This is a genomic window from Novosphingobium sp. fls2-241-R2A-195 (genome assembly GCF_030209485.1).
GTDB lineage: Bacteria > Pseudomonadota > Alphaproteobacteria > Sphingomonadales > Sphingomonadaceae > Novosphingobium > Novosphingobium resinovorum.
In genome coordinates, this window is sequence record NZ_JARVRY010000024.1 from 92,015 (window position 1) to 113,157 (window position 21,143).

A 21,143-nucleotide genomic window follows, 5' to 3' on the forward strand; every position below is an offset into this window, starting at 1 on the left:
GGCGGACCTGAAAAATGATCTTGCGGAGGATAGGGTGCAGATCGGTATAACCGCGATGGGTGCATACTTGCCCGCGCTGCGCGTCGACCGCAAGGCGATCGCCCGCGAATATTCCTGGAGCGGCCTCGGCATGCCGCGTGGCGGTTTCCGCGCGCTGGCGGGCTGGGACGAGGACAGCCTGACGATGGCTGTAGAAGCGGCGCGGGGGCTGGTGCAGACCGCGCCCGAAAGTCTGCGGATCGCCTCGACCTCGGCCTATTACACGGAGCGCTCGCAAAGCGCGATCGCGCTCGATGCGCTGGCCCTGCCACGCACGGTGCGCACCGTGGACTTCGGCAATTCGCGCCGCGCCGCCACCACTGCCATGCTCGATGCGCTGCTGGGTACGGGCGACCAGATCGTCGTCGCATCGGAAAAGCGGCTGACGCAGGCGGGCAGTGCGGCGCAACTGGCCTATGGCGACGGCGCCGCAGCGGTGCGCATCGGCGAAGGCGGCGGCGCGCGGCTGGCGGGTTTCGCCAGCGTGACGCACGATCTGGTCGATCGCTATGCCTCGCAGGATCACCCCACGCCTTACGCCTACGAGGAGCGCTTCGTGCGCGACGTGGCGGTGGCCGAACTGATCGTCCCCGCCATCCGCGACGCCTGCGAGGAAGCGGGGATCGAGCCGGGCCATCTGACGCATGTCGCGGTGGCCGAGCCGGTCGGCGGGACATGGGCCGCTGCGGCGCGCCAGTTGAAGGTCGCTGCGCCTAATCATTGTCAATCGGTTTCCGATGCGGCGGGCGATCTGGGCACGGCGATGCCACTCTACGGCCTCGGCCTGGCGCTCGCGGCGGCGGCAGTGGGCGATTACGTGCTGGTCGTCGGATTCGGCAGTGGCGTCGATGCTCTGGTGTTCGAGGTGACCGGCGAAGTCGAGGGCGTGGCCGGGTTCGCCGAGGTTCTCGCGCAGGGCTTCCGCCTGACTTCGCCCACGCGCTTCCTCAATCTTTCGAGTGCGCTGTCGCTCGACTGGGGGATGCGCGCGGAATTCCAGCAGAAATCGCAGGCCACCGTGCTGGAGCGCGTCGGCCGCGACACCATCGGCTTCATCGGCGGGCGCGACAGTGGAGGCAACGTCCAGTTCCCCAAGAGCGCCTATCCGGTCAACCCGGCTCTGTCCGAGCCCGAAGTGCTGGAGGACGTGCGCCTTGCCGATCTGGAGGCGAAGATCGTCTCGATCACGGCGGACCGGCTGAACTTCACCCCCGACCCGCCGTTCGACTTTGGTCTCGTCCAGTTCGACAACGGCGCGCGGGTGCTGATGGAGATGGTCGACCGGCCCGAGCAGGGCTTTGCGGTGGGGGACCGCGTCCGCATGCGGTTGCGCATCAAGTCGCAGAACCGCGAGCTGGGCACCCGTACCTATTTCTGGAAAGCGGCGCCGCTCGCGCGCCCGACGTTGGGAGACGCCTGATGGCGAGCGGATTCAGGGACAAGGTCGCCATAGTCGGCATGGGTTGCAGCCGTTTCGGCGAACGTTGGGAGCTCGGCGCTGACGGGCTGATGGTCGAGGCGTTCGGCGAGGCGCTGGCCGACGCCGGTATCGCGCGCGAGCAGATCGAGGCGGCGTGGGTCGGCAATGCGCTCGACGACATCAACGTCGGCAATTCCGCGCTGCCCGCCGCCCATGCGCTGCGCCTGCAGCGGGTGCCGGTGACGCGGGTGGAGAACATGTGCGCCACCGGCACCGAGGCGCTGCGCGGCGCGGCTTATGCCGTGGCTTCGGGCGCGGTGGACATCGCGCTGGCCATCGGCGTCGAGAAGCTCAAGGACACCGGATACGGCGGCTTGCCGCTCAAGACCAAGGGCGTGCAGAACGACTTGTGGATGCCTTACGGCTCGGCGCCGGGCACGTTCGCGCAACTGGCAGGGGCTTATGCCGCGCGCCACGGGATCGATGCCGGCGACCTCAAGCGGGCGATGGCGCATGTCTCGTGGAAGAGCCACCAGAACGGCGTCCACAGCCCCAAGGCGCACATGCGCAAGGCGGTGGAGATGGACAAGATCCTGAACGCGCCGATGATCGCCGATCCGCTCGGCCTGTTCGACTGCTGCGGCGTGTCGGACGGCGCGGCCTGCGCCATCGTCACCACGCCCGACATCGCGCGCGGGCTGGGCAAGGTCAACCCCGTCACGATCAAGGCGATCCAGCTGAGCGCCAGCAACGGCTGGGAGATGCAGTACGGCGAATGGGACGGCGCGCATGTGCCCAATACCCGCGTCGCGGCTGGCAAGGCCTATGCCGAGGCGGGCATCCACGATCCGAAGCAGAGCATCGACATCACCGAGGTGCACGACTGCTTCTCGATCACCGAACTGGTCATCATGGAAGACCTCGGCCTCTCGGACGAGGGCCGCGCGCCTGCCGACATCCTCGATGGCCGGTACGACCGCGACGGGGCGATCCCGTGCCAGCTCGACGGCGGGCTCAAGTGTTTCGGACACCCGGTCGGCGCCTCGGGCCTGCGCATGGCCTACGAGGTCTACAACCAGCTTCAGGGCCGGGCGGGCGAGCGCCAGCGCGGCAAGGTCGACTTCGGCCTGACGCACAATCTGGGCGGTGCGCCGTTCAACAGCGTCGCCGCCGTGGCGATCCTCGGCCGCCTGAACTGACAAGATAATAGGGAGACGATACGATGGCAGGCCTCTGGTTCGAGGAGTTCGAGGTCGGGCAGGTGATCCGGCACGAGATCCGCAAGACCGTGCTGGAATACGAGAACATGCTGTTCTCGTCGCTGACCTTCAATCCGGCCCAGCTTCACGTCGATCACGACTATGCGGCGCAGACCGAGTTCGGCAGGCCGCTGATGAACTCGATCTTCACGCTGGGACTGGTGATCGGCCTGTCGGTGCAGGATACGACGCTGGGCACCACGGTCGCCAACCTCGGCATGACCGATACGGTGTTTCCGAACCCGGTCTTCTCCGGCGATACCATCCGCTCGGAAACGCATGTGCTGGAGGTGCGCGCCAGCAAGTCTCGCCCAACGCAGGGCATCGTCCTGTTCGAGCATATCGGCCTCAACCAGAACGACCAGATCGTCTGCCGCACTAAGCGCAATGCGCTTATGTTGAGGAAGCCGGCGTGAGGCTGCGCTCGCTTCTCTTCGTGCCGGGCGACAGCGAGAAAAAGTTCGCAAAAGCCTCGCAGACCGCGGCGGACGTGCTGATCCTCGATCTCGAGGACTCGGTTGCTCCGGCGGTGAAGCCCGAGGCGCGCGGCATCGTCGCGGGCTGGCTCGACCGCGCGGGCGAGGTCGGCGCTGCGCTGTTCGTGCGGCCCAATCCGCTCGACAGCGGGCTGATCGACGACGACCTTGCCGCCGTGGTGCGCCCCGGCCTTGCGGGACTGTTGATCCCCAAGGCCAATGGCGCCGAGGACATCGCCGAAATCGCCCGCAAGCTCGACCGGCTCGAGGCCGAGGCGGGCATGGCGGCGGGCACGGTGAAGATCGCCGTCGTCTCCACCGAGACGCCGCTGGCGATGTTCAACCTGCAGTCCTACACGCCGCCGCACCCGCGCCTCGTCGGTCTGACCTGGGGGGCGGAAGACCTTGGCGCCGCGATCGGCGCGACGGACAACAAGGAGGCCGACGGCTCCTGGACCTTCCCCTATCAGGTTGCCCGCGCGCAGTGCCTGTTCGCCTCGGCCTCGGCCGGGGTCGTGCCGATCGACACGCTCTACGCCAACTTCCGCGATCCCGAGGGGCTGGAAACCGATTGCCGCAAGGCCCGGCGCGACGGGTTTCTCGGCCGCATCGCCATCCATCCCGATCAGGTCGACACGATCAACCGCTGCTTCAGCCCGTCTGAGGAGGAAGTGGCCCATGCCCGCCGCATCGTCGATGCCTTCGCCGCCAATCCCGAACTCGGTACGATCGGCATCGACGGAAAGATGTTCGACATTCCCCACCTCAAGGCCGCGCACAAGACGCTGGCCGCAGCAGGAGAAGATGGATGAGCGGTTTCGCGCGCGGCGCCAGCCTTGCGATCGTGGTCGGCCTGACCGCGTTTCTTCTCTATGCCTTCGCGACCGGCGAGGTCATCCCGGACCAGCTCCACGTGTGGTCGGTGGTCTGGGGCCTCTACGTCTGGGCCGATGCCTATTCCGGCTTCCTGCTCTTCTCGCTCATCATCTACGCCTACGAGCGCAACCTGACGCTCGTGGTCGTGCTGTTCATCGTCACCTGCTGCACCGGCAACATGGTCAACGCCGCCTGGCTTCTGTGGCGCGGGCCCGACCTGCTGCGCCGCATCCAGTCCCATTCAACGAGGATTTCGTCATGAGTGCACCCCGTCCGCTTCCGACCGAGGAAGATCTCGAAGCCATCCGCGAAGGCGTGCGCGCGGTCTGCAAGCCGTTCGACGACGAATACTGGCTCGCCCGCGACGACGACGGCAAGTTCCCGCGTGAATTCCACCGCGCCATGGCCGAAAGCGGCTGGCTGGGCATCACCATGCCCGAGGAATACGGCGGCTCCGGCCTCGGCGTGACCGAGGCGATGACGATGATCCGCGAGGTCGCCTCTTGCGGCGGCGGGTTCGCCGCGTCCTCGACGATCCACATCAACCTGTTCGGCCCGCACCCGATTGTGGTCAAGGGCACCGAGGAGCAGAAGGCCCGCTGGGTGCCGCGCCTTGTCTCGGGCGAGGACCAGGTGTGCTTCGGCTTCACCGAGCCAGACGCCGGTCTCAACACCACGCGGATCAAGACTTTCGCCGAGAAGGTGCCCGGCGGCTACCGCGTCAACGGCCAGAAGGTCTGGACCTCGACCGCGCAGGTCGCGAACAAGATCATGCTGCTGACGCGCACGACCAAGTTCGAGGATGTGAGCAAGCCGACGGACGGCATCACCATCTTCTACACCGATCTCGACCGCAGCAAGATCGACGTCCACCTGATCCCCAAGATGGGCCGCAAGGCGGTGGATTCGAACGCGATCTTCATCGAGGACCTGTTCATCCCCGACGAGGACCGCATCGGCGAGGAAGGCAAGGGCTTCGGCTATATCCTCCACTCGCTCAACCCCGAGCGCATCCTGATCGCCGCCGCCGCCACCGGCATCGGTTCCGACGCACTGCGCCGGGGCGTGAACTATGCCAAGGAGCGCGTGGTTTTCGACCGGCCGATCGGCCAGAACCAGGGCATCCAGCACCCGCTCGCGGAAAAGTGGATGTACCTGCAGAGCGCCTGGTTGATGGTCGAGAAAGCCGCGCGCCTCTACGACAGCGGCCTGCCCTGCGGCGCGGAGGCCAATTCCGCCAAGTTCCTTGCCGCGCGCGCCTGTCATGACGCGGCGTGGCAATCGGTCGCGACGCATGGCGGCTTTGGCTATGCCAAGGAATACCATGTCGAGCGACTCTACCGCGAGGCCGCGCTGACGCGCCTCGCGCCGATCACCGAGCAGCTCATCATGAGCTTCATCGCCGAGAAGGTCCTCGACCTTCCCAAGAGCTACTGAGGATACGACAATGGGAATGATGGAAGGCAAGGCCGTGCTCGTCACCGGCGCCGGTCGCGGCGTCGGTCGCGGCATCGCGCTGGCCATGGCGAAGGCGGGTGCTGCGGTGGTCGTCAACGACCTTGGCGTGGCGCTTAGCGGCGCGGGTGAGGAGGGCGCTTCGCCCGCCGAGCAGGTGGTCGAGGAAATCCGTGCGCTGGGCGGGCAGGCGGTCGCCAACCACGACAGCGTCGCCGAATGGGACGGGGCGCAGGCGATGGTCCAGGCCGCGATCGACAGCTTCGGCCGGATCGACGCGGTGGTGAACAACGCGGGCAACTTGCGCGACGTGATCTTCCACAAGATGGAGCCGGAGGACTTCCGCGCGGTGATCGAGGTGCACCTCATGGGCAGCTTCCACACCAGCCGCGCCGCCGCGCCGTTCTTCAAGGATCAGGGCTCGGGCGCTTTCGTGCACATGACCTCCTCGACCGGGCTCGTCGGCAACTTCGGGCAGGCGAACTATGCGGCGGCCAAGCTGGGCATCGTCGGCATGTCCAAGTGCATCGCGATCGACATGCAGCGCTTCGGCGTGCGCTCCAACGCCGTTGCGCCCTGGGCCTGGACGCGCATGGTCAGTTCGATCCCGACCGACACGCCCGAGCAGCAGAAGCGCGTCGAGGGCCTCAAGAAGCTGGACGCCGACAAGATCGGGCCGTTCTGTGCGGCGCTGTGCAGCGATGGCGGCAAGGACGTGACGGGACAGGTCTTCGGCGTGCGCAACAACGAGATCTACCTGTTCTCGCAGTCGCGCCCGATCCGCACCGCCCATACCGCCGAGGGCTGGACGCCCGAGACGATCACCGAGCGCGTGTTCCCGCAGTTCGCCAACGACTTCTACCCGCTCCACCGCTCGGGCGATGTGTTCACCTGGGATCCGGTGTGACCATGATCCGGCCCGACGCGATCCGGGACTACGGCTTCGGCGTGCGCACGCAGTCCTATGCCGAGCGTGACGCGATCCTTTATGCGCTGGGCGTCGGGCTGGGGCACGATCCGTGCGATGAGGGCGACCTCGCGTTTCTCGATGAACGATCGCTGCGGGTTCTGCCGACTTATGGTGTGACGCTGTGTTCGCCCGGCATGTGGATACGCGAGCCGGCGCTCGGGGTCGATTTCGGTAAGCTGGTGCATTCCGCGCAGGCAGCCGAGTTCTTCGAGCCGCTGCTCCCCGGCGCCACGGTGACAGGGACGGCGAGCGTCGTCTCGCTGACCGACAGGGGTGAGGGGCGCGGCGCGGTGCTGGTGCTGGAGCGCGAGATCAGCAATGCCGATACCGACGCCGTCCATTGCCGCCTGCGCCAGACCCTGCTGCTGCGCGGCGACGGCGGTTTCGGGGGCCCCGAAGCCCCGCGCGAGGCGAAGTTCGAGCCGGTCGGCGCTCCCGATGCGGTCGGGCACTACGCGATCTCGCCGCGCGCGGCGCTGATCTATCGCCTGTCGGGAGACTGGAACCCGCTGCATCTCGATCCGGGCTTCGCGGCGAAGGCCGGTTTCCCGCGCCCGATCCTGCACGGGCTGGCGAGCTATGCCGTCGCCGGCGTGGCGGTCTCGCGCGCGTTGGGGCGCGATCCGGGGGCGGTGGGGGCGCTGGCCTGCAAGTTCTCGGGCGTGGTCATGCCCGGGGACGAAGTCACATTCGAGGTATGGAAGGACGGCGATGCCTCGGCGCGGTTCCGCGCGTTGGTGGGGGATCGCAAGGTGCTGGATGACGGCGCGATAACATGGAAGCGATAGAACGATGAACAGGGAAGAGATCGCCGCCCTCAAGGGCAGACTGCGCATTCCGGTGATGGCGGGGCCGATGTTCATCGCCTCCACCGCAGATCTCGTGATCGCGCAGTGCAAGGCCGGGATCATCGGCTCGATGCCCGCACTGAACCCGCGCACGACTGAGGCGCTCGATGCCGACATCGCCCGCATCAAGGCCGAAGTGGGCGACGCACCTTATGCGATCAACCTCGTCGCCCATGCCTCGAATTCGCGGCTGGAGCCGGATCTGGAGGTGGTGCTGCGCCACAAGGTGCCGATCGTGGTGCTGGCGCTGGCGGCCAACCCCGATCTCGTGCGGAGGCTTCAGGACAACGGCGCGCTGGTGTTCCAGGACGTCGTGCGCAACCGCCATGCGCAGAAGGCCGCACAGATGGGCGTGGACGGGATCATCGCTGTCGGTGCCGGGGCAGGCGGGCATACCGGCAATATCTCGCCTTTCGCGCTGGTGCAGGAAATCCGCGAGTGGTGGGACGGGCTGCTGATCCTCTCGGGCTGCATCGCCAACGGCCGCTCGGTGCTGGCAGCCGAGGCGATGGGGGCTGACCTCGCCTATGTCGGCTCGGCCTTCCTTGCGTCGGAGGAGGCCAACACGCAGGCCGGTTTCAAGCAGATGATCGTCGACTGCGCGGCCGACGACATCCTCGTCAGCGACTCGTTCACCGGCGTGAAGGCGACGTTCCTGCGGCCTTCGATCGTCGAGAACGGGCTGGACCCGGACAACCTCGTGCGCGCGGCGGGCAAGGCGATCAACATCGACGGCGGCGGCGACAACGCCAAGGCGTGGAAGGAAATCTGGAGCGCCGGGCAGGGCATCGGCGCGGTCAAGGTCGCGGGGCCTGCAGGCGAATGGATCGGTACGCTGGTGGACGAATACGCCGAGGCGCGCCGCTTTCTGGCAGACGCAGGCTGACATGAAGAAGGCGCGGGAGAGTTTGCCTCCCGCGCCTTCTTTGTCAGTCGACTGGCGGCGTTACCGTGAGATGAGCGGGCTGCCAGATGCCGATGCGGGGTTCCGCAACGAGCAGCTTGGCCAGGTCCGTGAACAGCCCCGAGTCTATGCGTGCCTGCAGGTAGGTCTGATAGGCCAGCGCACTGTGCCATTGCTCGGAAAGGATGAGTCTGTCGGCGTCCTCATGATGGCGATGGGCACTGATGGCGACAAAGCCGTCGGTCCTGCGCGTCTCTTCGAGAATGCCGGGCAGTTGCGTCAGGAACGTCTCTATCATGCCCGGTGCGAAATGGAGTTCGAGGGTGACGAATACAGGGTGCATGCGATCTCTCCGTGCCTGGAATTGCATCTTCGCGTCTATCCCGTAAGTGCGCGGTTCCAGACGCCTTCGAGATCGAGGGCGAACGGGGCGGGAATTCATCCTCGACACCCCCTCCGTCGTATCTTGTGAGCCCGGTGTTTGCGGCCCGGACAACCGAAATTACGCGAGCGCAGCCGTCATCGACGGCAGTTCCGTGTCCGGGCCTTCGAACCCGGTAATCGCGAACCAGCTCCGGTCGCGCAGGGCGGTAGCGGCCCCGTGGCCTAGCACCTGCCGATAGACCGCAGTGCGGAATCGGGCATCTCCATCGACGTGCGCTGCGGCGATCAGCGCGGCTATGGCGGCGCTCGTCCGTACGGTCGCTGCCTGCAGGGTTGCATCGTCGGTTGTGGGCATGGCCGCCGACCGCAATTCATGCGCTGCGGATGTCGTCACCGGGCCGCCGCTCGCTGCTGCGACCAGTTCTGCGGCCAACGTTGCGAGTGCGCGGAACTCGGCATCTTCGTAATGCGTGTTCAGGCCTGCCTGCGCGCGCAACTGGTGGAGATGCCCCAGCACCAGCGATGCCTGCTCCTCCGCAAGCCCCTTGCGTCCCCGCAGTTCGGGGAGAACGACTTCTTCCATGGCCCGGATCATGCTGCCGAGGCGATCTTCGATCGATGGATTCATGGTGCGGTTGCCTCATCCAGAAGGCGGCAGAGTTCGGATACGAAGATGTATCCCGCGGGTGCCAGCCAGGTGAGCAGGACGTCCTGATGATTGTGGCGGTCGCGCGCGGTCTTCATGCCGGTCGCCAGCGTCATAACCACGCATTTGTAGGCGGAGAGTATCTCGTAGAAATGCAGCGAACGCGGATTCACCGATCGTCCCGTCTGCGCGATATATGCGGCAATGAAGTCCTCGCGCGTCAGCATCGCGCTGGCAAGGTGCACACCGTTCTCGGACGAACCGAATATCCGCTGCAGCGTCCACGCGAGATCCTCGTGCGGGTCGCCGATATGGGCCAGTTCCCAATCGAGCATGGCGGTGATCTCGCCGCTGTCCTCGTCGAACAGGTAGTTTCCGGTGCGATAGTCGCCGTGGACCATCACCAGATCGGTCGCGGCGGGCAGGTTGGCATACATCCACTCTTCCGCGAGTGTAAGCACCGGATGGGCCTGGACCACGTCTTCGCGGTGCAGGCGAGCCCACCAGTTCACCTGCCAGCGCGCCGCCTGCCAGGGATCGGCGTCCGGTCGCTGGAAGCTGGCAAGGTTTGGGTCGGCAAGGTCCAGCGCGTGAATGGCGGCGAGATTGCGGATGAATTGCGGTGCTATCCTGCCGCGAAGATCCGGCCCCAGATAAGTGCCCAGACCGGTCACCGTATTGCCGTTGTCGCTCGGTTTGGTCACGCCTGCGACGAAATGCATGATGGCTGCAGGCTGGCCGAAGAATGTCCCTTCCGCGTCGAGCCATGCCGGTTCTGGCGCGGGAATTATGCCCCGCACCGCGTTGAGCAGGTCGGCCTCGCGGCCCCGGTCCGATTCCGAGATCGACTGGATCGGCTCCATGCGCAGCACGTAGGCCTGCGCTGGAGCAGCGCCGCCGCCGATTTCAAAGTAGAACTGTTCCTTGGACGCGCCGCCGCCGAGCCGGCGCACGCCGCTGGCGATCAGGCCCGGAGCGACGCTTGCCAGGAACCGGGACAGGCGTTCCTCCACTTCTGCTATAGACGCGACGCGATAGACGTCGCTGGCCGTCTTGCGCAGTGCCCGCCGATCGAGCACGGCCCGGATGCCAGGCTCCAGATCGGACCGGTCCGGCGTGGATGCGAAGGCGGATGTACTGGTCGAATGGACCGTAGCCATCGGGATAACCTCATCGTCAGGGCAGTCATGGTCGGCTCGGCTGTCTACTGGCCGTACTTCCCCACATGTTGCTGGGCGAAGTTGTAGTAGTCCTTGTTCCAGCAGAACTCGCACCACCCGGCGCCGGGGACTCCGTCGATGGTCACGGTGACGGGCGCCTCGCAAAGATAGGTTATCGGATCGAAGTCGAGCCGGATGTTGGCGAACGCCTTGCATTCCACGCGCGCCGTGCGGCCTTCGTCGTCGAATACGGTGGAATCGAAAGTCTGCTGCATCATCTTCTCGTCGAACGTGTAGTCGTATTCGGCATCAACGAGGTGGGTCATCCTGCCGTCCTTGACGAGATAGCCCTGCAGGTGGCGCCGGCCGAACGATTGCATTTCGAAGTAATGGATCGACGCTTCGGCAGTGACTGCGTGGAACCACTTGTAATGCTGGTTGAGCCCCCAGACGCGCGGCCCCCACGAATGATCGCGCACGAGCCAGCCGTTGACCTCGAAGGTCTTGCCGTCGACGGTCAACTGGCCGGTGACCCTGCCGTGCTGCTCGGTGCGATCATCGCCGTAGTAAGGCGGCAGGCCGTCCGGGTGCGAGCTGAAGGCGTAGACGGGATAGGCCGCCTCGTACCTGCCCTCGAACTGGATGCGCTCTCCCTTCCAGCGCAGTTCGACTTTGTGGTGAGGTTCGACGATGGCCATTTCCAGCGGTCCGAAGCGCCAGTCGTCGAAATCGAGGTCGGGGGCCTCGCCTTCGATCTCCTCGTGGATTTCCTCGCCAAGGCCCGGGCCGAAAAGCGTGGTGCGCACTTTCGCCGTGCCGCCGCCGCGCAGGCTGGGATAGATGAAGCCGGCTATCCCGTGCTCGGGAATGATAAGCATGTGCGCGAGAGCCTCGCGGCCGTCCGGGGCAAGATCGTGCTTGTAGGCGTGCCTGTCGGCAAATTTCGGGATCGAGGTGATGACGTTCATCGGACGCTGTCTCCTGCAGTCGTGAGGATGTCTTGCCGGTCGCAATCTGCGGGACGGCCATGCCTGAAGATGCTTGGAAAGTTCGCATCAGCGCGCTCGATCGGCGGTTGTGCCCCGGCGCCCGCGTCCTTCCTCTCCATTCGTTCGCCGACTCATTCGGCTGTTTGAAAATTGGTAACCTGATTAATCAAAGCGAACAAGAGGTATTTGCCATCCTGTTTTGTCATCGCGCCAAAACTAACTTCGACGTCGAATTAAAATATTGATATATAATAATATATATAAATCATGTGATGGGTAATGGCTGTTCATTCGTTATGTTCGGTGTCACGCAAGGTCATTGCGCTCAACCTGTGGGCCTGTAAGGTGCCGTCATGTCGGTACAGGCTCTCCAGGAAGCGGCACCGTCCGGACAGGACGGCTATCCGTTGAAATCTCTGCTTGTCGGGAAAGCTGTCGAGGGGATCGCGCGGCAAGGCATCCGCAACATGCCGATGCGCGCCATAGCCGCGAACGCCGGAGTCACGACCGCCGCGATCGTCCATCATTTCGGCGACAAGTCAGGCCTCCTTCGCGCGGCGCTGCAGCAGGCACTTGTCGAAGATACCGCGTTTCACCAAAGCCTGAGCGCAGAGATCGCCGGCCGGCCGCTCGGCTACCTGAACTTCGTCGAGTGGACCGCGAATTATGTCCGGCTACGGCATGGGAGCGACAATGCCCGCTTCTGGTCGGAAGTGCTGTTCCATCCGCAAGCGGTGGCCGGCAACCTGCGTCACGTCGAAGCCTGGCACGATATGCGAGTCCGGGCGTGGGGCGATATTCTGGAGGGGCAGGGGCGGGACCGCAGCTTTGCCGAAGCGCTGGTCACTTACCTGTGCATGGAGGAAGTCTGGGCGCAAGGCCTGGATTCCTTCGCCGAATATCCCATCCTGCAGCGCGAGACCTTGCGTGCACTCCTGGCGGCAATGTTCGATCTATCGTGGGATGAAGAGCACAGCATAAGCGCTTTGCTGGAGCCCAGGCTCGAAAGTTTCGCCCTGCGCACGCCGCCCAATCCGGACGACCTGCGCGAACGGCTGCTGACAGAGGCGGCGCGTGACCTGTTCGAACACGGGATCGAAAAGGTGAACCAGCGGCGGATCGCCGGTAACCTCGGCGTGTCTCCCTCGATCATCGCCTATCATTTTGGAGGCATGTCGAATTTTCGCAATCAGGCGACGTGGCGCGCCATGATCCACAAGGTGGCCGATCCGCTGAATCCGTACAGTGCGAAGGACAAGCCGCTTACGCTGGAGGACTGGGCCGAAGGCATGGCGAACGCGATCTCGCCGGCCGACGGGAGCGGCGACAACGGGTTCTACGTGTCCTTCGCGAGAACGATTGGCGAAGTCGCGCTGCTGTCAGGGCGGGAGCCGGAACTGCTTCCCCTCGTCGAGCACTTGCGGATACTGGACGGCACCGCCAGCTATCAGGCCGGGCGCGGAATCTGGGCCGGACTCGTCTCGCTGCGGCGCCAGCAGGCGTCGGCCTTCGCGATGTGGATGAAAGGCCGCGCGGTGCTCAACACGGCCTTCGGGTATGACCGCGCCTCGACACGCAAGGCGCTGATCGAGGCGGTTACGCGGCTGATCCGACCCGCCGGATAATTCCGGCAGGGTCGCGATCATTACCCGGCATACCGGGGATAGTCTGTATAGCCGCATTCTCCGCCGACATAGGCGTAGTCGAAGTTCGCTGCGGCCAATGGCCGGTCTTCGCGCATGCGCTCCACCAGATCGGGGTTGGCGATGTAGGGGCGTCCGAACGATACCGCATCGGCCTGCCCTGCGGCGATGAACGCATCGGCGGTCGCCGCGTCGAAGCTGCCGTTCTGGATCACCGCTCCGGCATAGGACGCGCGCAGCCGGTCCATGACCGGATGCCGGGGCTTTTCCATGAATCCCGACGCGATCGGCTCGATCAGATGGACATAGGCGATGCCGAACTCACCGGCGATCCGCCCGATCGTTTCGGCGAGGGCGCCTGGGTCTTCATCACCCATGCCCTTGCGTTCGCTGGTGGGGCTGATCCGCAGGCCGATACGGCCCGGATCGACCTGTGCCGCCACGACCTCGATGATCTCCCGCAGCAGGCGCGCCCGGTTGGAGACTTCGCCGCCATAGCCGTCGCTGCGCAAGTTGGTCTTCGACTGGAGGAACTGGTCGATGATGTAGCCGTTGGCGCCGTGAATCTCGACGCCGTCGAACCCTGCGGTAACCGCATTGCGCGCCGCCGCTCCGTAACTCGCGACGACGCGGTCGATATCGGCCTGGTCCATTTCGCGCGGGACGACGTAGGGCTTCATCGGCAGGAAGCCGCCGGTGTAGCCGGGCGGCGGCGGAGCCATCGTTTCGCCTTCTCCGGCGATTGCCGAAGGACCGATCGGCAAGTCTCCGCCGAGATAGTCAGGCAGGACGAGACGGCCCATATGCCACAGTTGGGCGAACATCCGCCCACCGGCGGCATGGACGGCGTCGGTGACCACACGCCATCCCGCGACCATCTCCGGGTTGTAGAGGCCCGGCGCGCCATACCAGCCCATTCCGAGCGGATCGACGGCTGTAGCCTCCGACACGATCAGCCCGCAGTCGGCGCGCTGGGCGTAGTACTGCGCCATCAGCGCGGTGGGCACCTGGTCCGGGCCCGAGCGGGCGCGGGTTAGCGGGGCCATGATGACACGGTTGGGCAGGTCGAGCGTCCCGATCCGAACCGGCGCGAATAGGTGCGGGTGCATGCCGGTCATGCCACGCTCCTTCCGTGCGCTTCCCAATAGGGCGCGCGCAGGTCCTTCTTCGAGATCTTGCCGCTGGGGATCAGCGGGAAGCTTTCCATGAAGACGACGCGCTTGGGCACCTTGTACCCGGCAAGCGCCGTGCGGGCATGGGCGATGACTTCGGGTTCGGTGACGGTGCTGCCGGGATGGCGAATGATGCAGGCCATGACCGCTTCCCCCCAGCGCGCATCGGGCACGCCGATCACCGCGACGGTCGCGATTTCCGGATGGGTGGAGAGCACGTTCTCGACTTCGGCGCAGTAGATGTTCTCGCCACCCGACACGATCATGTCCTTGAGGCGATCGACGATGTAGTAGAGGCCTTCCGCATCCCGGCGCGCGACGTCGCCGGTGTGATACCAGCCGTGCCTGAGCGCCTTGGCGGTCGCCTCGGGCTGGTTCCAGTAGCCGGTTGTGATCGACGGTGTACGGATCAGTAGCTCGCCGGGCTCGTCGATGCCGAGTTCGTTCCCTTGCGCGTCGACGATGCGGAATTCGATCAGTGGCAACGGCCGTCCGCAGCTCTGCAGCTTGGCCTCGTTGTCAAGGTCATGCTCGTCCGGGCGGAGGATGGAGAAGGCACCGCCCGCCTCGGTGGCGCCGTAGAATTGCATGAACTTGCCCGGCATCCGCACGATCGCGCGCTTGATGAGGCCGAGCGAGATCGGCGATCCGGCGTAGAGTGTCAGCCGGATCGAGGTGAAATCGGTGTCGGCGGCGCGCGGATGATCGAGCAGCATCTGCAGCATCGTCGGCGTCAGTGTGACCAACGTGGGCCGATCGCGCTGGATGGCTTCGCAGACGAGCCCGGGATCGAACTGCCGCACCACCGAAATGGCGACGCCGTTGTAGAGGCACTGGAAAGCGATGCCGATCGAAAGCAGGTGGAAATTCGGCAGAGGATTGATGAAGATGTCGCCGTCCACCCACTCATAGGCGGGTTCGAGATGCTCGCACAGGCGCATGCGGTTGAAGCCGCCGTGGCTGAGCATCACGCCCTTGGGTACTCCCGTCGTTCCGGAGGTGTAGAGCTGGACGGCGATGTCCTCCTCGCTGATGAACAGGTCGGGGCGGGTGTCGGGGTAGTGGGCGAACTGGGCCTCGATGCTGTCCGCCTCGTTGAACCATATCGCCGCCGGAGCATGCCCGGCGATGGCTATGGCCTCGTTCCACAGGGTTTCCATCGAGCGCTCGACCAGCACCACGCTGGCGCGGCTGTCCGCAATCAACTGCGCCAGTTCGCCTGCGGCAAGGCGCCAGTTGAACACGGTGAAAGCGCCGCGCGTCTTGGCGCTCGCGATCAGCGAGAAATAGAAGTCGGGCGAATTGAGGCCGAGGAAACCGACTCGGTCACCCGGACCGATCCCGTGGGCGACGAGGGCATTGGCGATACGGTTCGCGGCCCGATCGTATTCGGCGAAGGAGATGTTGCGCTGCCCATAGACCAGCGCGCGGCGATCGGGCGTGTGGCGGGCGTGATACTCGATGAATTCGCCCATCGTGCGGACTTCGGGATATAGCCACATGGCGTCACTCCCCCTTGAAGACGGGTTTGCGTTTTTCGGCGAAGGCGGTGATGCCTTCGTGGGCGTCGGCGGTCCCGGCGCAGCGGGCGAGGGCCAGCGCCTCCAGTTCGAGCTGGGTTTCGAGGGGCTGGTCCTCCACGCTCAGGAACAGGCGGCGGATTTCCCCGAAGGCGCGGGTCGGACCCTCGGCCAATTGGCGCGCGACGGCCTCTGCGCGGGCGAGGTAATCCTCAGGCGCCGCGACTTCGTCCACCAGCCCGGCGCTGAATGCTGCATCGGCATCGAGCAGTTCGTTCATCAGCAGGAAGCGCTTGGCGCGGGCGATGCCCATGCGACGCGACAGCATGATCGAGGTTCCGGCATCCGCGCAGAAGGCGATCCCCGCATAAGCGGCGAGATAGCGGGAAGTGGCCGAGCCGACGACGTAATCCGCCCCCGCGACAAGCCCGTTCATGCCCCCCGCCGACATGCCCTGCACGGCGACGACGACCGGCGCGTCCATGCGTGCGAAGCGGGCGATGCCGACATGCAGGGCGGCGGTCCACCGCTTTATCATCATCGGCAGGCGGTCGAGCTCACCGGTGAACGTGGCGATATCGCCGCCGAAGCTGAAGTTCTTGCCCTCGGCAACGATCAGCACGGCCCGGATCGACGGGTCTTCCGAGATCGTGTTCGCGGCGTCGAGGAATGCCCCGCAGAATTCGGCGTTGATGGGGTTTCCACGCTCTGCCTGGGAAAAGACGAGACGGGCGAGGGCGCCGTCGCGCTCTATGCGCATGGTATGATCGGTCATCGAGGACAAACTCTCCGTCATTCTCATATCGGCGCCGCCTTGTTGCCGGCGCCATTGTCTGCGTCCGCTACCGCTGTGCTGCGCCGGAGGACGGCGCGGATGGCGATACGGTCGAGCGATTCCAGGAACCGCCTCGAAACCAGTTAATCACTTTATTATCTTGAAGGGAAGTGTCCTGTCATTCACGGCGACAGGAATGTGCGTCGGAGCCTTCCAAGGCAAAGCGCATAGTCCTCCGCCGAGGATGACGCCGACGATACCGAGCCAGGCGAGCAGCAGCGGCGCGAAAGGCCGGTGGTGCCATTCCAGATGCATGAAGCGGTTCAGGATCAGCGACGCCTTGACCAGCGCGATCGCGACGGCGGCAAGGCCTACGACAAGGGACGCCGCTTCCGTTTCGACGAGCAGAAAGCTGCCTACCGACAGTGCGGCGAGAGCGAGCAGGGTGGCGGTACTGCCGAAGCGGGCGCTCATGCCGTGCCTCCCGCAAGATAGAGCATGGGGAACAGCACCATCCACAGCAGATCGACCATGTGCCAGTAGGCTGCCGCGCTCTCCAGCCAGACCAGCGTTTTCGCGCCTTCAGGCTTGGCAAGCTTGCCTGCGGTGACTGCCAGCACGCCGATCCCGAGCACGAAGTGCAGGAAGTGGATGCCGGTGAAGGCGAAGTAGTAGCCGAAGAACTCGCTGGAGGTGAGTGTGATGCCGGCAGAGACCTTGGCGTAGTATTCGTAGCCCTTGGTCAGGGCGAAAGCGGAGCCGAACAGCATCGCCGCCAGCACCCGCGTGCGGGCGCGCCGCCAGTCGCCCTCGCGCCCGGCTTCGACGGCGCGGACCATCCACCATCCGCTGAAGACGAGGATCAGCGTGTTCGTCAGCCCCAGCACCGGGTCGAGCGCCGCGCGTGAGGCGCGATAGCCTTCCGGGTCCTGGAACTGCCCGACCATGAACAGCAGGAAGAACACCGCGAACATCGCCATGTCCGCCGTGATGAAGAAGAACACGCCCGGATCGCCGGGCAGCGTCCGGTCGCGTTCGCGCAGGTTGCCCGCGCCTGGCTGGCCATGCACGATCAGGGCGCCTTTTCCCGGACCAGCCGGTCGATCGCCTTGAACAGATAGACCGATATGATCGCCATGAAGAGGAAGAAGATCGAGAACTCGAGCCAGTAATTGACGGTGCCGCTGCGCGAGAACGGGCCGGTCTTGAAGAACGGGTTGAGCGCCTCGATCACGAACATCACGCCCACCCAGATGCTGAACCAGCTGACCCAGGCCGGGAACAGCGGCACCTGGCGCCGGTCCGAAAGGAAGCACACGCCCAGCGCCACCATCTGCAGGGTGGTGAGCGAGTAGGCGAGGTCGAAGATCATCCAGCCCAGATCGAACAGGATCTGCAGCGTGCCGGGCTCCAGCGTGTCGGCGCGGAAGGTGGCGGTCAGCCAGATGCCGCAGGGAATGACGAAGATCAGGGTCGTGAACCCGGCGCCCCACAACTGCAGGGTGGAGAGCACGTTGTTGTGCCGCTCGACTTTCTCCATGACCTTGGTGATCGCCAGTCCCCACACGAAGTAGAGGACGGAGCAGGCGATCGTCACGGTCATGCCGACGCGGATCTGGTCCGCCACCGGGGCGAACTGCGCCTTGAACTCGGCGGCGGAAAGCCCGGCGGAGTAGGGCGGGATGTTGCGCCCCAGAATGCCCCAGAAGATGATGGTGACGATCAGGAGGATCGGGCCTCCCCATGCGCATATCCGGACGTACTTGTAGGGGTTCTCCACGGCACTCTCCCATTTTTCTCGTTGTCGTAAGGTCATGAAAAAGGGGCAGGACCATCGGCCCCGCCCCAGTCACCGTCAGAAGCGCATCGTCGCCTCGATGCCGTACGTGCGTGGCAGGCCGCGCACGCGGTAGCCGTTGCCGAACAGGTTTTCGAGCGAGATGCCGTAAGGGTAATAGACCTTGTTGGTCAGGTTCTTGCCCCAGACCGAGATTGTGTAGCGCGGCGTATCGTAGGAGATGCGCCCGTTCATCAGCCAGTAGTCGCCGTTGCCCTCGCCGAACTTGCCGCTGGCGACGCTGGGGAGCGGGCCGCGGCTATAGTCCTTGAACGAGTCAAAGTAATACCGGCCGGTGTACGAGGCATCGCCGTGCAGCTTGATGGTGCCGCCGCCCAGTTCCACCGCGTCCCAGTCGAACCCGAAGTTGAGCGAGGACTTGGCGGCATAAGGGAAGGGATTGCCCCCGACGCTGACGTTGCCGCCCGAGGTCTGGACGCAGGAGCCGTCCTGCGCGGGGAACTGTCCGGACAAGTCCTTGGCAGCGCAGGCGGCTTGATCGTACCCCTTGTACTTGCTGTCGAGGATGCCGACGGACGCGGTCAGCGTCAGGCGGTCGGTGGCGGCGAACTGGATGTCCGCCTCGAAGCCCTTGAGCGTGCCGTCGAGCGCGATAAGGTTGGCAGTGGCGGTATTGTCCACCACCTGACCCTGCTGCCCCTTGTAGTCGTAATAGAAGAACGCGCCGTTGACCTGCACCCGGTTGTTGAGGAAGCGAGACTTGAAGCCGATCTCGTAGGCATTCACCTGCTCTGGCCGTACGAAGTAGACCTGATTGGCGCTGCCGTAGGCGAGGCCGTTGAAGGTGCCGGCCCGGTAGCCGCGGCTGAAGCTGGCATAGAGCATCACATCGTCGATCGGCTTCCAGTCGAGGATCGCGCGGCCGGTGAACTTCTTGGATTTGCCGCTGCGCTCAAGCCCGCCGGGCATCGGCACGCCGAGGTCGCGGTAGGACGGGATGACGATGTTGCCGGCTTCGTCGCGCACCGGCTCGATGAAGTAGGTGTTGCCCAGCGTCGGATCGTTGAAGTCCGACACGGTGATCATCCGCGCATTGCCGGCATCGTCGTAATAGGTCGTGATACCGTCCAGGAAGCGCGTCTTGTCGATCGTGTAACGCAGGCCCGCCGTCAGCTTCAGGGTCGGCGTGATCTCGTAGCTGCCCTCGCCGTAGAGGGCCCAACTGGTGCGCTTCTGCTTGGAATGGTTCGTCGCGCGGATGCCGGTGGGTAGGGAACTGGCCGAAAGCGCGGTGCCGTTGAAGGCGCCGCCCGGGTTGAAATACGTGTCTGGCAGGCCGACCGCCGCGCGCACGTCGCTCAGGAAATTAAAGAAGTCCGGCCGGTTGTCCGCCGTGATCGAGTCGCGGCCATATCCACCGCCCAGGATCAGCTTGAACGCCTGCCGGTCGAGCACGAAGCGCAGGTCCTGGTTGAAGGCGTTGAAGTTGGACTGGTAGCCGATCGCACACATGCGCAGCGGCGTGCCGTCGCAGTCGGTGATCGACTGCAGATAACGCCCGGAATCGTAGCCGCTGACCGAAACCAGATCGAGCGAGTCGCCCAATTCAGCCTTGACCGTCAGAACGACACCTTCCGAGCGGGTCAGCGCCTTGCCGATGGTGTCGGCCTGGATCTCCTTGAGGCCGAGTCCTTCGCCCGACTGGCTGTACGAAGCCGGCAGCAGGCCCGCCGGGGCGAGCGATCCGAACAGGCCGCCGAGCAGGAAATTGGGCGAAGTATAATCGATGACGTCGCTGGTCTTCGATTGCCCGGTCGGCAGTGGCGGCTCGGTGCCGCCGACGGCCTTGGCGTAGTAACCCTTGAGCGTGATATCGAGCGTATCGGTCGGCTTCACCCGCAGCGTGCCGCGAATGCCGTAGCTCTTGGTGCCGCCCGGCGAGCGGTCATTCACCTGGTTCAGCCCCGATGCACCGCCCGCTGCCGAAGTGTTCAGGCCGGGCGCCAGACGGTTGCGCAAGTAGGGGTCGGAATCGACGTAAGTTCCCGCGATGCGGATGCCGACCTTGTCCTCCACCGGCGTGACTTCGATCGCGGCCTCGCCGTTGATCCGGTTGTAGTTGCCGTAGCCGATGGTGGCATAGCCGTTGGTGCCGGAGAGCTTGGGCTTGCGGGTTATGAAATTGATCGCGCCGCCAGTGGTGTTGCGGCCGTAAAGCGTGCCCTGCGGGCCGCGCACCACCTCGATCTGCTCGAGATCGTAGAGCTGCTGGCCGTGGCTGGAACGGAACGCCTGATAGACCTCGTCGACATACACGCCGACGGGCGAGGCGGCGTTCGCGTTGAATTCGGTGCCGACGCCGACGCCGCGCAGCGAGAAGTTCGGCTGCTGCGAACCATAGGGCGAGGACACCTGCAGGTTCGGCATCGAGGCATTGAGGTCGGAGGTCTCGAACACGCCCTTGGACTGCAGCGTTTCAGACGAGATCGCCGAAACCGCGACCGGCACATCCTGCAGGTTTTCGGAGCGTTTGGTGGCGGTGACGATGATCTCGTGCAAGCCGCCCTGGCTGGCAGTATCCTGGCTTTCCTGTGCGAAGGCAGGCGAGGTGAGTCCGACGGCGAGCGCGCAGATGCTCACGCAGCGAATCGCTTTCATGCTGTTCTCCCATTCCCAGATCACTTTTACGTTTTTTGCGTGACCTTGATACGTAAATTATGTAGCTCGAATCGAATGTCAACAGATTTACGAGTTTGTGCTTTGCAGCATCCGCTGATAGTTGGATCGTAAGCCGGACCACCGAGAATCG

Annotated in this window: 22 protein-coding genes and 1 pseudogene; 11 read left to right on the forward strand and 12 right to left on the reverse strand. The window is 64.9% G+C overall.

Annotation, left to right across the window (positions count from 1 at the left end; translation table 11 throughout):
• The first annotated feature begins 34 nt into the window (after positions 1-34).
• Genes QRN25_RS18260 through QRN25_RS18300 form a run of 9 tightly spaced genes read left to right on the forward strand, consistent with a single transcriptional unit; the run spans position 35 to position 8,229 of the window.
• On the forward strand, positions 35-1,459 hold the full coding sequence (locus QRN25_RS18260; RefSeq protein WP_285020622.1) for an OB-fold domain-containing protein: 1,425 nt from the start codon (positions 35-37) through the stop codon (positions 1,457-1,459).
• Positions 1,459-2,658 (forward strand): acetyl-CoA acetyltransferase, encoded by a 1,200-nt coding sequence (locus tag QRN25_RS18265; protein WP_285020624.1) that lies wholly within the window; start codon positions 1,459-1,461, stop codon positions 2,656-2,658. The genes QRN25_RS18260 and QRN25_RS18265 overlap by 1 nt, the downstream gene beginning before the upstream one ends.
• Positions 2,659-2,681: 23 nt before the next feature.
• Positions 2,682-3,134 carry a MaoC family dehydratase gene (locus QRN25_RS18270; protein WP_036525275.1) on the forward strand — a complete coding sequence of 151 codons (453 nt, stop codon included), beginning with the start codon at positions 2,682-2,684 and terminating at the stop codon, positions 3,132-3,134.
• Positions 3,131-4,006, forward strand: coding sequence for an HpcH/HpaI aldolase/citrate lyase family protein (locus tag QRN25_RS18275; protein ID WP_285020625.1), 876 nt, complete (start codon positions 3,131-3,133; stop codon positions 4,004-4,006). Before QRN25_RS18270 ends, QRN25_RS18275 begins: the two co-directional genes overlap by 4 nt.
• Positions 4,003-4,332, forward strand: a complete 330-nt coding sequence (locus QRN25_RS18280; protein ID WP_036525272.1) for a hypothetical protein — start codon at positions 4,003-4,005, stop codon at positions 4,330-4,332. Before QRN25_RS18275 ends, QRN25_RS18280 begins: the two co-directional genes overlap by 4 nt.
• Positions 4,329-5,507 carry an acyl-CoA dehydrogenase family protein gene (locus QRN25_RS18285; protein ID WP_271181489.1) on the forward strand — a complete coding sequence of 393 codons (1,179 nt, stop codon included), beginning with the start codon at positions 4,329-4,331 and terminating at the stop codon, positions 5,505-5,507. The genes QRN25_RS18280 and QRN25_RS18285 overlap by 4 nt, the downstream gene beginning before the upstream one ends.
• 10 nt (positions 5,508-5,517) lie before the next feature.
• Positions 5,518-6,432 carry an SDR family NAD(P)-dependent oxidoreductase gene (locus QRN25_RS18290; protein ID WP_285020626.1) on the forward strand — a complete coding sequence of 305 codons (915 nt, stop codon included), beginning with the start codon at positions 5,518-5,520 and terminating at the stop codon, positions 6,430-6,432.
• Positions 6,433-6,434: 2 nt separating this feature from the next.
• Positions 6,435-7,283: a MaoC/PaaZ C-terminal domain-containing protein gene (locus tag QRN25_RS18295; protein WP_285020628.1), complete on the forward strand. Its 849-nt coding sequence runs from the start codon at positions 6,435-6,437 to the stop codon at positions 7,281-7,283.
• Positions 7,284-7,287: 4 nt separating this feature from the next.
• Complete coding sequence (locus QRN25_RS18300; protein WP_285020642.1) at positions 7,288-8,229, forward strand: NAD(P)H-dependent flavin oxidoreductase; 942 nt, start codon at positions 7,288-7,290, stop codon at positions 8,227-8,229.
• A 43-nt stretch (positions 8,230-8,272) separates the two neighbouring features.
• On the opposite strand, the gene QRN25_RS18305 is transcribed toward QRN25_RS18300, so the two are convergent.
• From QRN25_RS18305 to QRN25_RS18320, 4 genes are all read right to left on the reverse strand, one after another.
• Positions 8,273-8,590 (reverse strand): putative quinol monooxygenase, encoded by a 318-nt coding sequence (locus tag QRN25_RS18305; protein WP_285020644.1) that lies wholly within the window; start codon positions 8,588-8,590, stop codon positions 8,273-8,275.
• A gap of 159 nt (positions 8,591-8,749) precedes the next feature.
• A complete protein-coding gene (locus QRN25_RS18310; protein WP_285020646.1) occupies positions 8,750-9,259 on the reverse strand; it encodes a hypothetical protein in 510 nt (169 codons plus the stop codon).
• Complete coding sequence (locus QRN25_RS18315) at positions 9,256-10,437, reverse strand: phosphotransferase family protein (RefSeq protein WP_285020648.1); 1,182 nt, start codon at positions 10,435-10,437, stop codon at positions 9,256-9,258. The genes QRN25_RS18310 and QRN25_RS18315 overlap by 4 nt, the downstream gene beginning before the upstream one ends.
• A 44-nt stretch (positions 10,438-10,481) precedes the next feature.
• Positions 10,482-11,405, reverse strand: a complete 924-nt coding sequence (locus tag QRN25_RS18320) for a DUF7064 domain-containing protein (RefSeq protein ID WP_285020649.1) — start codon at positions 11,403-11,405, stop codon at positions 10,482-10,484.
• A gap of 59 nt (positions 11,406-11,464) precedes the next feature.
• On the opposite strand from QRN25_RS18320, the gene QRN25_RS18325 reads away from it, so the two are divergent.
• Together QRN25_RS18325 and QRN25_RS18330 are read left to right on the forward strand one after the other, a co-directional pair.
• A complete protein-coding gene (locus QRN25_RS18325; protein WP_156799935.1) occupies positions 11,465-11,671 on the forward strand; it encodes a hypothetical protein in 207 nt (68 codons plus the stop codon).
• Between the two features lie 108 nt (positions 11,672-11,779).
• Entirely contained in the window at positions 11,780-13,051 is a 1,272-nt protein-coding gene (locus tag QRN25_RS18330) for a TetR family transcriptional regulator (RefSeq protein WP_285020650.1), read from the forward strand.
• Between the two features lie 20 nt (positions 13,052-13,071).
• Here the strand turns inward: QRN25_RS18330 and QRN25_RS18335 are convergent, their stop codons facing one another.
• The 8 genes and pseudogenes from QRN25_RS18335 to QRN25_RS18365 form a co-directional block, all read right to left on the reverse strand.
• On the reverse strand, positions 13,072-14,187 hold the full coding sequence (locus QRN25_RS18335; protein ID WP_285020651.1) for an alkene reductase: 1,116 nt from the start codon (positions 14,185-14,187) through the stop codon (positions 13,072-13,074).
• Positions 14,184-14,507, reverse strand: coding sequence for a class I adenylate-forming enzyme family protein (locus QRN25_RS26455; RefSeq protein ID WP_502910478.1), 324 nt, complete (start codon positions 14,505-14,507; stop codon positions 14,184-14,186). The genes QRN25_RS18335 and QRN25_RS26455 overlap by 4 nt, the downstream gene beginning before the upstream one ends.
• 123 nt (positions 14,508-14,630) lie before the next feature.
• A pseudogene (locus QRN25_RS18340) lies at positions 14,631-15,743 on the reverse strand (AMP-binding protein); the annotation flags it as partial.
• Positions 15,744-15,747: 4 nt separating this feature from the next.
• Positions 15,748-16,536, reverse strand: a complete 789-nt coding sequence (locus QRN25_RS18345) for an enoyl-CoA hydratase/isomerase family protein (protein WP_285020653.1) — start codon at positions 16,534-16,536, stop codon at positions 15,748-15,750.
• Positions 16,537-16,683: 147 nt separating this feature from the next.
• Entirely contained in the window at positions 16,684-17,010 is a 327-nt protein-coding gene (locus tag QRN25_RS18350; protein WP_285020655.1) for a cytochrome C oxidase subunit IV family protein, read from the reverse strand.
• Complete coding sequence (locus QRN25_RS18355) at positions 17,007-17,606, reverse strand: cytochrome c oxidase subunit 3 (protein WP_285020656.1); 600 nt, start codon at positions 17,604-17,606, stop codon at positions 17,007-17,009. The genes QRN25_RS18350 and QRN25_RS18355 overlap by 4 nt, the downstream gene beginning before the upstream one ends.
• 2 nt (positions 17,607-17,608) lie before the next feature.
• On the reverse strand, positions 17,609-18,316 hold the full coding sequence (locus QRN25_RS18360) for a hypothetical protein (RefSeq protein WP_285020658.1): 708 nt from the start codon (positions 18,314-18,316) through the stop codon (positions 17,609-17,611).
• A gap of 75 nt (positions 18,317-18,391) precedes the next feature.
• Positions 18,392-20,992: a TonB-dependent receptor gene (locus QRN25_RS18365; RefSeq protein WP_285020659.1), complete on the reverse strand. Its 2,601-nt coding sequence runs from the start codon at positions 20,990-20,992 to the stop codon at positions 18,392-18,394.
• Positions 20,993-21,143 lie beyond the last annotated feature (151 nt).

What these genes read in the sequence shown, in the direction of transcription:
- QRN25_RS18265 (WP_285020624.1), top strand. Translation starts at nt 1,459, where the DNA reads ATGGCGAGCGGATTCAGGGACAAGGTCGCCATAGTCGGCATGGGTTGC.
- QRN25_RS18270 (WP_036525275.1), top strand. Translation starts at nt 2,682, where the DNA reads ATGGCAGGCCTCTGGTTCGAGGAGTTCGAGGTCGGGCAGGTGATCCGG.
- QRN25_RS18280 (WP_036525272.1), top strand. Translation starts at nt 4,003, where the DNA reads ATGAGCGGTTTCGCGCGCGGCGCCAGCCTTGCGATCGTGGTCGGCCTG.
- QRN25_RS18285 (WP_271181489.1), top strand. Translation starts at nt 4,329, where the DNA reads ATGAGTGCACCCCGTCCGCTTCCGACCGAGGAAGATCTCGAAGCCATC.
- QRN25_RS18290 (WP_285020626.1), top strand. Translation starts at nt 5,518, where the DNA reads ATGGGAATGATGGAAGGCAAGGCCGTGCTCGTCACCGGCGCCGGTCGC.
- QRN25_RS18295 (WP_285020628.1), top strand. Translation starts at nt 6,435, where the DNA reads ATGATCCGGCCCGACGCGATCCGGGACTACGGCTTCGGCGTGCGCACG.
- QRN25_RS18300 (WP_285020642.1), top strand. Translation starts at nt 7,288, where the DNA reads ATGAACAGGGAAGAGATCGCCGCCCTCAAGGGCAGACTGCGCATTCCG.
- QRN25_RS18305 (WP_285020644.1), bottom strand. Translation starts at nt 8,590, where the DNA reads ATGCACCCTGTATTCGTCACCCTCGAACTCCATTTCGCACCGGGCATG.
- QRN25_RS18310 (WP_285020646.1), bottom strand. Translation starts at nt 9,259, where the DNA reads ATGAATCCATCGATCGAAGATCGCCTCGGCAGCATGATCCGGGCCATG.
- QRN25_RS18315 (WP_285020648.1), bottom strand. Translation starts at nt 10,437, where the DNA reads ATGGCTACGGTCCATTCGACCAGTACATCCGCCTTCGCATCCACGCCG.
- QRN25_RS18320 (WP_285020649.1), bottom strand. Translation starts at nt 11,405, where the DNA reads ATGAACGTCATCACCTCGATCCCGAAATTTGCCGACAGGCACGCCTAC.
- QRN25_RS18325 (WP_156799935.1), top strand. Translation starts at nt 11,465, where the DNA reads ATGCCTGAAGATGCTTGGAAAGTTCGCATCAGCGCGCTCGATCGGCGG.
- QRN25_RS18330 (WP_285020650.1), top strand. Translation starts at nt 11,780, where the DNA reads ATGTCGGTACAGGCTCTCCAGGAAGCGGCACCGTCCGGACAGGACGGC.
- QRN25_RS18335 (WP_285020651.1), bottom strand. Translation starts at nt 14,187, where the DNA reads ATGACCGGCATGCACCCGCACCTATTCGCGCCGGTTCGGATCGGGACG.
- QRN25_RS26455 (WP_502910478.1), bottom strand. Translation starts at nt 14,507, where the DNA reads ATGATCGTGTCGGGTGGCGAGAACATCTACTGCGCCGAAGTCGAGAAC.
- QRN25_RS18345 (WP_285020653.1), bottom strand. Translation starts at nt 16,536, where the DNA reads ATGACCGATCATACCATGCGCATAGAGCGCGACGGCGCCCTCGCCCGT.
- QRN25_RS18350 (WP_285020655.1), bottom strand. Translation starts at nt 17,010, where the DNA reads ATGAGCGCCCGCTTCGGCAGTACCGCCACCCTGCTCGCTCTCGCCGCA.
- QRN25_RS18365 (WP_285020659.1), bottom strand. Translation starts at nt 20,992, where the DNA reads ATGAAAGCGATTCGCTGCGTGAGCATCTGCGCGCTCGCCGTCGGACTC.